Genomic DNA, 11,574 nt, shown 5'->3' with positions numbered 1-11,574 from the left:
GAAAGGAAATTACATTAGCTGGCCAGGCTGTCCGGTGCTGCCACCACTGTCGCCCCGGTGATTGTGACCGTTATAGACAAGCCGGATTTGACTCATCGTTCCGTAATGATCAGAAACCTCACCGCCGACCATCAGATCCGCCTTAACCACCGCCTCAGCATTCATGGTTGCTTTACCCTGTACGGTCAGGGTGTCCGTGATTTTCACCGGACCGTCCAGCGTTCCCCTGCCGGTAATTTTATAGCTGCCACCTTCAGCCAGCGTGATGGACAGGGCATTAGCCTGACGGTCGTAACGGATCTCCGTGCCGGTATCAAACAAAATAACATGCTCATATTCGCTGCCCGCCGGTACAGGAATGGCGTCAATATTCGCCCCCGGATACACACGACCGTTACGCAGATCGCCCGCTTCCGATATCACCGTGACCGCATCTCCGGGAGCCGGGTAATTACTGACCTGCATGTAACGCCCGGACTGCACCTGAATCCAGGGCAACGGCGGCGAAAGCACATCCCCGATATCCACCCGGACCATCACCGGACTCCCCGGGATCACCTCCTCCACCACGCCGCGCAGGACTATATTCGCCACCCTGCGGCGTAACTCTGCCACTTCATCCGCCAGACTCATCGCCGGTGCCCTCCGCTTTCCAGATAAGACGATAATCCTGCACATGTTTTTTGCCGGTTTCCGGTACTTTCCCCAGCCAGACTTCCTGTAACGGCGCACCTGCCGGAACCGCAAACGGATCTTCCCCGACAGGGATATCCTGTTCAAAAGAAACACGGAAAACGATGTAGTCATCCAGAAGCCGGTCGAAGGTATCCACCTCAGCATCAATAAAAACAGCCGGATCAACGTTATCCAGCCCGAACGTAGCTCCCTCAATCCAGTCAGACAAATCCATCGCCAGACAACGGGCAAAAATCTGCGGTTTTGGCACGTTCTCCGTCTTCCCGGCCCGGTCTGTCACCACAAACAGATCGCATTTCAGCGTGACCCGTGTCTGCCCGTCGGCAAACCGGGCCTTGTCCCAGCCGGGCACATCAACAAACACGGCAGGCGTCACCAGTTGAGTGACTTTTTCCGGGTACTCATCGGCATCTTCCACCCAGGGAATTTGTTTCAGACTGTCAATCACCGCCTGATGCCAGGCTCCCATCATTAATGGCTCCATCACTCCAGCCCCTTAAATACCCGGAATTTCAGTTCATGCTCAAAATTTTTCAGGATCAGTGCTTCCGCATCCGGAAAAACAAAATCCTCTATACGGTTCAGCATGGCTTCGTAAATATCAATTTCCGCTTCACGTACCCTTCGTCGTCCTGATACCTGCCGGACCAGGACAGTCTTACGCCGTGAAATGCGTCCGCGTCGGTTTTCAGACTCAAATTCATTAATGAAGGCCTCATCACCTGACCAGGTGGTGACCGGTATTGCCTCACCGGCAGGTTTAAAACGGATCTCCCTCGCCTTCCTGCTGCGTGAAGCTGGAGCAAAACGTCCCCGCTCATCACGCAACTGATGGCGTTCGCCGCGTCGTCCACCATTGATGCGTCCCCGCAGATCGCGTACTTTGATGGCGTTCAGGCCGAACCATACCTTTGCCTCGTCAAACTCATCGCCGTTTCTACGAATGACCAAATCACGCAGCACACGCCTTCCGATCATTTTCTGACTGCGTGGGGCAACCTGTTTTTTAAACTCTGCCATGGCCTTCATCCGCAGTGCAGACGCGGCTCTTTTCAGCGCCACGCCCCAGGCTTTACGGATCTGACTTTTTGACCCACCCAGTTTAGCGATAATTTTCAGCACCTCATCTTCATCAATATCGACGACGAGGTTTCGTGCCAGCCGTCGCTGCCGGGCACTGCTTCGTTCATGCTCTCTGACTGCCATAACGTTTACTCGGTCGTTCCGGTGCAGCAGGTGTATTTCTCCCCGGCTCTCCACGCGCAAGGGTGATGGTAATCACCCCCTGACCCGCAGTGCCTGACTCATCCCAGCCGGGATCGACTACCTGATAGGGTTCGCCGTGGATCATGACCCTGTCATATTTTTTCAGACCGGCGGCCCATGCGCTCCGGGTAAATAACACGGGCGCAGTATCACGAATTTCGCCGCTGCCAGTGTTCATCCCGGTGTTATCTGCCGGGGCATCAAAAACGGCACGGATTCTTCTTTCCGTGCCGCCCGGATATATGCTGATTTCCGTCCCCATCGTATCCAGGATGATGTCATCCGCATCACTCATGGCCTGATCGAACAGATTATCGAACATCATCACTCCCGGATTTTTTCTGCCAGACCGTCCGCCAGCAACGCAGGAACTGCGGCTTCATTAACCAGCACAACACTGGAGGCCCGGGCAAACATCAACATTTTTCCCGTCACAGCATCACAGGCTGGCATATGCGCCGTTTTCAGCATACGCACCCGGGCGAGTCCCCGCTCAGAATGCATTCCGTCGCCGGATGCATCGTTGCCCACCTCTTCCTTCCCTGTCTCCTCCCCATCGAATCCGGCGGCCTCCTCTTCCAATTCCGCCAGGCGCTGCTCAAGATCGGCTTTTGAACCTGAAATATCTGCTTCACGCCCCAGAATCACTGCCAGTTCCTGCAAACGTTCAGTCATCTGCTCTTTTGTCATCACATCTCTCCCGTACGCTAAAGAAAAAGGCGGGAATATCCCGCCCCCGTCTTATTTCACCTGAACCACCACAAACGCATCCGGATCCGGCAGCACCATCAACGGCGCAGACTGCGTCATGGTATATTCGCAACCAGGATCCCCCACTTCATCCCAGTGTTTCGGATAACGAATCGCAGAGGTAATCCCTTCACTCAGTGCCTGATTATCCTGAATGGCACCATAACAACGGACGCCTTCCGCCTGAGTGTTCCCCAGAATCAGTGTTCCTTCCGGCAGATAACGCTGTTCATCCCCGTTTTCGTCAACATACGTTGTCTTCGCCACCACAATTGCCAGATCGCCGTAATGACCTTTAAAGGAAACCACGGAGCCCAGGTCTTTCAGTGCCGTTTCCAGCTCAGATTTGGAGCCACGACTGGTATCCAGTTTTTCACGGAACAGTTTAAAACCGTTCAGCATACGCCAGACCGTGCCGTCCATAATCGCGATATTGATGGTGCCGGAAGCGAAATCACAGTACGCATCCAGATCATGCGTCGGATCGAAGGTGTCAGCATTCTGCTGTGACCATTCGCGTCCGCCAGCCTGCGTAATGTTATTGGCGGCAGAACGCCCAAAATCCACTTCCATCGTCTCAAACTGCTCGCCGCTCATGGTGTATTTACCCTGCAGAACGGCACTGACTGCCTGCATTTCTTCCACCTGTACAATCGCCTGCTCTTCCTGTTTCAGGTTATCCGTCAGAATACGCAGACGGCGGTAAGCCGGGTCATTAAGGCGGGCCGGATCTTCCCCTGGAAGACGTTCCACTGCCTGCTGATAATCAAAGCGGTGTTTTGGTTTTACATAACCGGGACGTAACACGCGGGTTTCACCACCACGGCTGCGCAGCACTTTGCCTGACACCACCGGAGACACATACGCCGCAACCGGTGTTTTGCCGGTAATTTTATCCAGCATGACTTCCTGAGTATGGAAAGTGATCGTGCGACGAAAGAACAGCTCCAGAAACAGCGCACGAAATTTCACTTTCTGCTCGGTGTACCCGAGTAACTGACGCGTGGTAAATAACCCCATAATTTATTTTCCTTCAGAAACACAAACGGGCCGCATCGCGACCCGTTTTTCAGTTAATCACTTCACCATCAGGCGTGGCTGATGGCACTTCCCACAAACGCGTTGGCTTTTTTCACCGCATCCACAGAGTCAGGCCAGACCAGCGACTCACTGGCAAACGTACCGCTTTTGTAGTACGTCAGCGTGGGTTCTGTTCCGGCAAGCGCCAGAGTCAGCACCCCCACGGCCGTTCCGGCTTTCTGACCATCCCATGCCACCAGTTTACCGGTGGCGTCATCCAGCATCAGTGGCGTCAGTGCAGGCGTGGCGGCACTGATACCACTGGTGGCTTTTGCGGTATGCGCCGGATCGCTTCCGGCAAAAATGTTCACATCCGCGCGCTTTTCCGTGGTGGTTTTAATCATTTTTCAGTCTCCTGATTTATCTGAATTCCGGATATCGCTTACGGCATACTCATCAGCAGGTCTTCCTCCCCGCGCCCGGCAGTTCCGCCACCGGAAACCGCACTGGCAGCATGCTGTGCCATAAAGCGATCAAAAAGTGTTTCCTGTGACGGTTGCGATGCCACCGGCGCGGCTGCCAGCAGCGTTTTCGCCTGCGCCACCGTCATTCCAGGTTGTTCTGTCAGTGCCTGTGCAAGTTGCTCGCGCCCTTTCGCCTCCGGCAGCGCCATAATCTGATCGCCGACACTTGCAGAACCAGCAACCGGTGCCGCCGCCAGTAACGTTTTGGCCTGGTCAACGGTCATTCCCGGCTGTTCAGCCAGCGTCTGCGCGAGTTGTTCACGCCCTTTTGCTTCTGGTAACGCCATAATCTGATCGCCTGTGCCGGCAGCAGGGGCTGCCGCCAGAAACGCTTTCGCCTGCTCCACCGTCATCCCCGGTTGACCTGCCAGCATCTGTGCCAGTTGCTCACGCCCCTTTGCTTCCGGCAGCCCCATAATCTGATCACCTGTATTTGCCACACTGGCAGCAGGCACAGCAGCCAGGAACGCTTTCGCCTGCTCTACCGTCATTCCAGGCTGACCTGCCAGCATTTGCGCAAGTTGCTCGCGCCCTTTCGCCTCCTGACAATTCAGGATCTCCATCACGCGCTGATTTTCCTGGGCCACAGCCTCAATGATCGAAACATTCGTTTGCGACATATTTACCTCTCTATTAATTTCTTTATTTATTGCAGAAACCATCACTTCAACGGCATCTGCAGCATTAATCAGTTGATCAGCCAGGCCTGCATCAATCCCTGCCTGACCGTCATAAACGGCAGCCTCGGTATTCATCACCGCCTCTGAACTCAGCCCCGTATAAAGCGACACCTTGTCGACAAACATCCGGCGGGCCTCATCAATACGGCGCTGAAAATCTGCACGCACACCTGCCGGCAATGCCTGAATACTGTTGCCGTCAACCTTGTGCTGCCCGGAGTAAATCAGCGTGATGTCCACCCCTTCCTGTGCCAGTTGTTTCTCGTAACTGGTGTGCGCCATCATCACGCCAATCGAACCAATTTTTGCCGTCTGCGTGACCAGCCGACGCGTACAGGCTGCCGCCAGCAACATGGCGGCTGAACAGGCCATGTCATTACACAGCGCCCACACGGGCTTCTGTTCCCGCAGGCGGTAAATCATGTCAGCACAGTCAAACGCCCCGGCTGCCTGACCGCCCGGGCTGTCGATATCCAGCAAAATGCCGCGCACATCCGGATCATTCACCGCCATCTGAAGACGAGCAGTCAGACCGTCATAGCCTGTCATGCCAGAGTAAGGCCGCAGGGTACCCAGTTTATGCACCAGCGTGCCGCTCACCGGCAGAATGGCGATGCCATTCTTCACCTGGTAACTCTTTGCCGGACGCTGACCGCCCGCCATATAGTCAGTCACAGCCAGTTGCATACCATCAGCATCAAGCTGAACAGCCTGCTGAGGAACTGCAAGGCTGCCGGCCCCCATCTCTTTACCCAGCGCGCAAAAGAAAACCCGCGCATAGGCGGGTTCCAGTAAAAGCGGCTCATTAAATGCCATGGCGGCAATATGCGATAAATTACGACGCATCGCCTTTCTCTCCCGTTGTCTGTCGGATCTGCTGCTGAAACGTGTCCTTTATCCAGATGGGGCGGGGAAGACCAGCCGCCTGTCGCTCCTGGCTTTCACGCAGTTGCTGGCGGAAAATCTCCTGATAGTCATCGCCCATCAGGGCCAGTTCTTTCTCGTACGTGCTTAAACCACCTTCAATACGCATCACCGCTTCCTGCACTTCCTTAAGGCCATCAATCGCCATGCGACCGGCACCAATCCACTCGGCACGGCACCACCCGGAACGGGCCTCCCAGAATGAGAAACGGGATTTCGGTGGGCGGATCACACCACGAATAAGGGCTTCTTCCAGCCAGCAGGCAAACATCTGTGACGCCAGTCGGCTGGCCACAAATTTTCGTTTCCCCATAAAATACCGCCACGACTCATTGGCGGATGCCCGGGCACTGGAATAACTGACCTGTGAATAATCACGGGAAAGCTGCTCATAGGACACCCCCAGCCCGGCAGCGATGTAACGTAACAGCGCCTTTTCCAGTTCAGAGAAACCATTATCCGCATTCTGTGCTGTCTGCAGATTCAGTGAATCCCCCGGATAAAGATGCGGAATACGAACCCCTCCCATCTTTACCCCATTGATGGCGTAATAGTGCGCATAGCCTTTCATGATGGCTTTCAGCGGGTTTTTACTGTCATCCCCCACCCCGGCGATATATTCAAATGCTTTTTCCGAATCCAGTGTGGATTCAATCGTCGCGGCATACATCGCCCGCACCATCGCCGACTGCAGTTGCGTGGCCTGCAGTGTGTCGAGCATCTTGAGGCGCTCCATGACAGAGTAAAACTGGTTTGCCCCGCGCGTCTGCCCGTCCTCCTGCGGCTGAAACACATGGATCATGCCCGGTCTTCCGGAGGGCAGAGTCGCCGTAATCCGTGTCCAGTTACTGACACTGTAACCCGGCCAGTCATCATCCTGAACATGGTAGGCTATCGCCTTTCCGTGCCGGCTGATTTCCACTCCGGCACGCATAAAACGATCGCCGATGCCATAACCGGGCGTACTGACGCGCTTCGGACTGATGGTCTTGAATTTTGTTCTGAATAATGACGTGGATTCCGCATCCCATACAGGCTGGACAAAAATTTCACCGTTAAAAGTATGGACCCCCACCCCTTCACGAATAAATTCGGTAAACGAGCGACGTCCTTCCACATCCATCGAGCCAAACACCGGATCGCAGTATTCCATCCACGCCGCCTCCACATCTTCAATAAAGGCATGCGAATCAGCTTCTGACATCCCCAGCCAGCGCCAGTTGGGTCGGTAGCTCAGGCGAAACATATGTCCGACGATATGGTCTTTATGGATTTCCACAGCATTCGCGGCAATGCCATTATTACGGACCAGATCATCCGCACGGGCATTACCCAGCTGAATGGAAGGCAACAGCGCCACATCGGCACTTTCCGGCGCAGGTAACCATTCCGCAAGTTGCCCACCAAATCCGGAGCCGCCACCGGAATATCCCATACTCTGTCGCAGGGGCTGTCCGTGAACATCTATCAACTCCACATTCACAGCCTCACTCCCACCGGACCGCGACGCCGTCCGGACACACCCAGCGCACTCTCCAGCTCTTCAATGTATTGCCGCAGTTCACCAATCGTCGCCCGCGAATACTGAACCTGCCGTCCGTTCCTGCCGACAGAAACCACAGCACGTCCGATCATCAGTTCATGTAATGCCCGGCGGGCATCACAAAGCATCTCATGCGTATAAATCATCACTTATCCTCCACTCAGTGCAGCCGCGATCTCTTCCATGCTCATATCATCCTCATCCTGTTCATCTCTTCGTGCTCTCGCCAGCGCTTCAAGGTCCAGTTGCCACCGCTGTACCGAAACGCGCAGGGCAGCATAGGCATATACCAGGCAGTCGAGGGCTTCGTTGCGTCGCCCTTTTTTATCCCACAGCAGTTTCACCCTGCCATTAACCACCTTCTCCACCAGCTCTTCCGCCACGATCTGACGCGCCTCTTCTTCCGAAAAAATGTCAGGGTTATCCGGAAAACGGAAGGTATACGGGGCGGCTTCACTGGCAGAGACCACTGGCAGGGCAAAACGGGCGTACAGCATTTCCTTGACGGTATCGGAGCCCACCTCACACAAAAACACACCACGCTGGTTGCGCTTTTTGGGCATGGTGATCACCGGCTTGCCGTACACCGATGCCCCTTTTATGGGAAGCACAAAAAAAGTGCCGTGTTTCCTGGAACGCTGATACACAATGTCCTGGTCGATACCACCGGTATCCCAGCAGACACGGGAAATGGAAATTTCAGTACCGTCAGCATGACGATATTTTTTCCGGATCACCGTATCAACACGTTTAAGGGTGTCCTCGTCTTCCGGTCGCCCCATGATAATTTGCTTATCAATCAGAAAGGCTTCTTCGCCGGGAGCCCAGCCCCAGACATAAATTTCATAGCGATCTTTCTGGGAGTCGATCCCGGCGGTCAGGTAAACCACCCTCAGGGGAACCTGCGCGCCATAGTGGCAGACTTTTTCCAGCAACAACTCAAAGCTCAGTTTTTCTGCCACGGCCTCTTCATAGGGCTCCCCGAGCGTGGTGTTAATAAACGTCTTGACGCCGTTCGGATCCTTCAGTGCATCCAGCCAGTCATAAACAATCTGTACCCAGGTGGTGAACGGACTGTACGCCGTCCATATATGGAAAGTGACGGAGCGCGGTGGCGGCATCTCCTCATCACCGGCGCTGTAAAATGCCAGGCCGTCTTGCGTCCACATCCCGGTGTTGTCACAAATCCAGCGCCCGTCTGTCTGGTCAAGTTCCGACTGGCGGATCACACAGCCATTACGTTCACACAGGTAATACACCGTTTCCGGTTTACCCTTCTCCCATTTCAGGCCAGACGGCGTCGCATCATCGCCAAACTTCAGATACTGGACCTCCCCGCAATGAGGGCAAGGGACATAAAACCGCATGAAATGCGCAGATTCATTCGCTGCTTTTTCAATCTGACAGGAGCCTTTAATTTTTGGCGTTGAGCCGCGTATGGATTTAGGCCATACCGAACCTTCGATACGTTTATCGCCAAGCAGTGTTGGTGAACCTTCTTTTTCCACATCCGGTTCAAACGAGGAGAGTTCGTCATAGCAGACCACATCCACAGATTTTTCACGGTAGTTTTTAGCAGCGGCACCGCCCAGGCACCAGAACCCCACTCCGGAGGAAAAACGCTTCAGAGTGAGCGTGTTGTCACGATGTTTTCTGCCCAGCCATGGAGACAACGCTTTAAGGCAGGGAACATCCCGCAATGTTGCTTCCACATGCGCTTTCATAAAATCTTCAGCTGCAGAATCTGTTGGCTGAAAAAGCAAACTGTTACGGGATTTATGCTCAATAAAATACCCGATCACGCCCAACAGCATTTTGGTATAACCCACACGCGCTGATTTAATCAGATTAACAGTGCGGATCCGGTCATTACCCATACTGTTCATGATGGCAACCTGAAACGGCAGGGTCTTCCACTCTCCATCACCATATGACGACTCTTTAGGCAGATAATAATTTTGATCAGCCCATTCAACTGCCGTCATCGGAACAACCCTGACCAGAGGTTGCAACGCAACTGAAACGGCAGCCATCATATTATTCAGCTGTAGTCTGGATATATTCATCGAGTAACTCAGGTAATTTATCCCCTGCCCGCGCGCACTGATTCGCGCCTTTTGCGATAAGGGTTTTCAGATGATCAATATGACGCGGCGTTAAATCCGGAAACTGTCGCTGCATGGATAAAGGAATGGAATCAAGCGTACTGGACAATGCCATCGCCAGTTTGCTGAGAGCGAAAATACAGAACTCTGAATCAATGAGTTTGCCTTCAGTTACCTGATTCTTAAGTTTTTGCGCTACAGCCTGCTCTTCAGTCAGTTCAACCCTGGCCCGGAGTAATCTTTCCTCCAGATCGCTCCCGTCATCAGGTGTTCTCTGATTGTGTTGTCGCCGCTCGCGATCTATCTCCAGTACGGTTTTAACGTCATAAAAAACTTCCCTCCCCCGACGCTCAACAGGAGGAACGCCCCATTTATCAAATGCCTGAACGGATATACCGATGGAGGAGGCCATATCGCTTTTATTCAATAAAAAGGCCATCTCCTCTCCATAAGTCATCGATAAAAAGCGATATAACAACCATGTGTTTTTGCAAAACCATTTGATTTAATTGGCATTTTTCGCATTGATAGCATCAAAAAACGCCATCAGGTTGTTGTATCAAACCCTGTTTTTTATTACTTATCAAAGAGATAGAGAAAACAATTAAACAACAACCACCCCCTCAAAAAATCTCATAAATAGCGCGTTTTTGCGCGTCTACCGACCCCCGGTATTTCAGGTTCTGGAAAGGACCCGTGAAAATGGGAATGGTTCGCATATCGGATGCGCATAACATGACACGCATCATGGAAACAACATTCATTCACATTCCAGCAACATGATTTATTGCTTTCAACGAAACATCGAGTTAGGTTAAGAGCCATTGGCATCCTTTCGCCACCGGCATATCTTTAACGGATTTCCCTGCCGATTTTTATTCCTGTGTTGCATTATCGCAGCCCCTCACTGAAGGATCGCTGTAATGCCTGTTTCTCACGAATCAGGCGAACATGCTGATCGCTAATTTTAATACGTGAGTATTGTGGCTTGCAGTCAATCAGTGCGGTGATTAACCTGCCACCTTTAGTTCCCACAAATTTTTTTGCGGATAATCAATCACCACCTCCTAGGGAGGTGGTTTAGGGATAACAATAAAAACCCCGCAAAGCGGGGTTTTACATGAAATAAACATATTACTCAGTAGTACTGATAAAATCTAATCTATCTAAAGACAAGAGAACACTGTCTTTGATGAAATCACTTATTTCATTAAATTTCTTTTCAGAATCTACATAATCGAATGTTTTTCTTCCATATCCATCTACAAATACTGTCAAATGTTCTTTTTCGATATATATTGAAATATCGCTATTTACTGAAACAAATGCTCTTGGATCATCGTCAATTACTGTCACTAAGGAAAAACGACCCCCTCCATGAAGCTCTACTATCAGATCTTCTGGCTCACAATAATTTCCACCTTGTGTTATATACACATATTCCTGTTGTTCACCAAGAATATTTATCCAAAACTTACCAGAAACATCCAGTGAGGCTTTATAATTATCTATTAACTGCTTCGCTGCCTGCCTGATTGTTTGAACATATTCTCTTTGTGTTTTTTTTAAAGTATCTCGTTTGGCCTTGATATCATCGTATGTAATCATAATACTGATTCTCTCAGAAAAACATAAACGAGACATAATAATACCTCTATTGACACTCAATTTTAATAGTTAGTATGGAATCAGTAATTACGTTGCAATCCCCTTAAAACAGGCATTATCGCAGCCCCTCACACAGAAGGGCTGCTGTAATGCCCGTTACTCAGTAACAACCGCTCCTTCCGGCAATTTCATACCAGCAAATACCGGACAGCCAGGATGGCGATCATCTTCCGTTGCTTCCAGCATTGACTCACCAAACCACTCCGTCGTGGCGCGACCATCAGCTGCTTTGTAGTGGATCAAGTACTGGTTTTCGCCATCCGCATACTGCGCGCGGGCTTTAACCTCACCCCATTCATCACTGATGCGCATCTCCACCAGTTGAGACAACTCAAACTTAAACGGAGCAGCATCAGCACCAATTACAATCTGTTTATTTTCTGTTTTTTCCATCATCG

Annotated in this window: 14 protein-coding genes; all 14 read right to left on the bottom strand. The window is 51.9% G+C overall.

Annotated features, from left to right (window positions below; all coding sequences use genetic code 11):
- Positions 1–9 precede the first annotated feature (9 nt).
- Positions 10–633: a phage baseplate assembly protein V gene (locus tag QUE34_RS08115; RefSeq protein ID WP_042970780.1), complete on the bottom strand. Its 624-nt coding sequence runs from the start codon at positions 631–633 to the stop codon at positions 10–12.
- Positions 617–1,168: a hypothetical protein gene (locus QUE34_RS08110; RefSeq protein ID WP_042970786.1), complete on the bottom strand. Its 552-nt coding sequence runs from the start codon at positions 1,166–1,168 to the stop codon at positions 617–619. The genes QUE34_RS08115 and QUE34_RS08110 overlap by 17 nt, the downstream gene beginning before the upstream one ends.
- A gap of 11 nt (positions 1,169–1,179) precedes the next feature.
- Entirely contained in the window at positions 1,180–1,902 is a 723-nt protein-coding gene (locus QUE34_RS08105; protein ID WP_040091458.1) for a hypothetical protein, read from the bottom strand.
- Positions 1,883–2,287, bottom strand: coding sequence for a head-tail joining protein (locus tag QUE34_RS08100; RefSeq protein ID WP_236927362.1), 405 nt, complete (start codon positions 2,285–2,287; stop codon positions 1,883–1,885). The genes QUE34_RS08105 and QUE34_RS08100 overlap by 20 nt, the downstream gene beginning before the upstream one ends.
- Positions 2,287–2,652, bottom strand: coding sequence for a DNA-packaging protein FI (gpFI, locus tag QUE34_RS08095; protein WP_040091460.1), 366 nt, complete (start codon positions 2,650–2,652; stop codon positions 2,287–2,289). Before gpFI ends, QUE34_RS08100 begins: the two co-directional genes overlap by 1 nt.
- A gap of 51 nt (positions 2,653–2,703) precedes the next feature.
- Positions 2,704–3,732: a major capsid protein gene (locus QUE34_RS08090; protein ID WP_040091462.1), complete on the bottom strand. Its 1,029-nt coding sequence runs from the start codon at positions 3,730–3,732 to the stop codon at positions 2,704–2,706.
- A 68-nt stretch (positions 3,733–3,800) separates the two neighbouring features.
- Complete coding sequence (locus tag QUE34_RS08085) at positions 3,801–4,136, bottom strand: head decoration protein (RefSeq protein WP_040091463.1); 336 nt, start codon at positions 4,134–4,136, stop codon at positions 3,801–3,803.
- Positions 4,137–4,174: 38 nt separating this feature from the next.
- Positions 4,175–5,782 (bottom strand): S49 family peptidase, encoded by a 1,608-nt coding sequence (locus QUE34_RS08080; protein ID WP_040091464.1) that lies wholly within the window; start codon positions 5,780–5,782, stop codon positions 4,175–4,177.
- Entirely contained in the window at positions 5,772–7,295 is a 1,524-nt protein-coding gene (locus QUE34_RS08075) for a phage portal protein (protein WP_052319583.1), read from the bottom strand. The genes QUE34_RS08080 and QUE34_RS08075 overlap by 11 nt, the downstream gene beginning before the upstream one ends.
- A gap of 44 nt (positions 7,296–7,339) precedes the next feature.
- Positions 7,340–7,549 (bottom strand): phage head-tail joining protein, encoded by a 210-nt coding sequence (locus QUE34_RS08070; protein WP_040091466.1) that lies wholly within the window; start codon positions 7,547–7,549, stop codon positions 7,340–7,342.
- Positions 7,550–7,552: 3 nt separating this feature from the next.
- Complete coding sequence (locus tag QUE34_RS08065; RefSeq protein ID WP_040091467.1) at positions 7,553–9,469, bottom strand: phage terminase large subunit family protein; 1,917 nt, start codon at positions 9,467–9,469, stop codon at positions 7,553–7,555.
- Positions 9,441–9,947: a terminase small subunit gene (locus QUE34_RS08060; RefSeq protein WP_042970785.1), complete on the bottom strand. Its 507-nt coding sequence runs from the start codon at positions 9,945–9,947 to the stop codon at positions 9,441–9,443. Before QUE34_RS08060 ends, QUE34_RS08065 begins: the two co-directional genes overlap by 29 nt.
- Positions 9,948–10,642: 695 nt before the next feature.
- The gene (locus tag QUE34_RS08055; RefSeq protein ID WP_042966178.1) at positions 10,643–11,116 is read right to left on the bottom strand and encodes a hypothetical protein; all 474 of its coding nucleotides are present in this window, start codon (positions 11,114–11,116) and stop codon (positions 10,643–10,645) included.
- 156 nt (positions 11,117–11,272) lie between these two features.
- Positions 11,273–11,569, bottom strand: coding sequence for a hypothetical protein (locus QUE34_RS08050; protein ID WP_042966177.1), 297 nt, complete (start codon positions 11,567–11,569; stop codon positions 11,273–11,275).
- Between the last annotated feature and the right edge of the window lie 5 nt (positions 11,570–11,574).

Source organism: Escherichia sp. KS167_9B, assembly GCF_030295215.1.
In the GTDB taxonomy this organism is placed as follows: Bacteria; Pseudomonadota; Gammaproteobacteria; order Enterobacterales; family Enterobacteriaceae; genus Escherichia; species Escherichia coli_F.
Note: the sequence above shows the minus strand (reverse complement) of the source record. Positions and strands in the feature narration are given on the sequence as shown.

Coding starts and splice junctions, on each gene's coding strand:
- QUE34_RS08075 (WP_052319583.1), bottom strand. CDS start 7,295: ATGGGATATTCCGGTGGCGGCTCCGGATTTGGTGGGCAACTTGCGGAA.
- QUE34_RS08110 (WP_042970786.1), bottom strand. CDS start 1,168: ATGATGGGAGCCTGGCATCAGGCGGTGATTGACAGTCTGAAACAAATT.
- QUE34_RS08090 (WP_040091462.1), bottom strand. CDS start 3,732: ATGGGGTTATTTACCACGCGTCAGTTACTCGGGTACACCGAGCAGAAA.
- QUE34_RS08055 (WP_042966178.1), bottom strand. CDS start 11,116: ATGATTACATACGATGATATCAAGGCCAAACGAGATACTTTAAAAAAA.
- QUE34_RS08050 (WP_042966177.1), bottom strand. CDS start 11,569: ATGGAAAAAACAGAAAATAAACAGATTGTAATTGGTGCTGATGCTGCT.
- QUE34_RS08085 (WP_040091463.1), bottom strand. CDS start 4,136: ATGATTAAAACCACCACGGAAAAGCGCGCGGATGTGAACATTTTTGCC.
- QUE34_RS08070 (WP_040091466.1), bottom strand. CDS start 7,549: ATGATTTATACGCATGAGATGCTTTGTGATGCCCGCCGGGCATTACAT.
- QUE34_RS08115 (WP_042970780.1), bottom strand. CDS start 633: ATGAGTCTGGCGGATGAAGTGGCAGAGTTACGCCGCAGGGTGGCGAAT.
- QUE34_RS08100 (WP_236927362.1), bottom strand. CDS start 2,287: ATGATGTTCGATAATCTGTTCGATCAGGCCATGAGTGATGCGGATGAC.
- QUE34_RS08080 (WP_040091464.1), bottom strand. CDS start 5,782: ATGCGTCGTAATTTATCGCATATTGCCGCCATGGCATTTAATGAGCCG.
- QUE34_RS08105 (WP_040091458.1), bottom strand. CDS start 1,902: ATGGCAGTCAGAGAGCATGAACGAAGCAGTGCCCGGCAGCGACGGCTG.
- QUE34_RS08065 (WP_040091467.1), bottom strand. CDS start 9,469: ATGAATATATCCAGACTACAGCTGAATAATATGATGGCTGCCGTTTCA.
- gpFI (WP_040091460.1), bottom strand. CDS start 2,652: ATGACAAAAGAGCAGATGACTGAACGTTTGCAGGAACTGGCAGTGATT.
- QUE34_RS08060 (WP_042970785.1), bottom strand. CDS start 9,947: ATGGCCTTTTTATTGAATAAAAGCGATATGGCCTCCTCCATCGGTATA.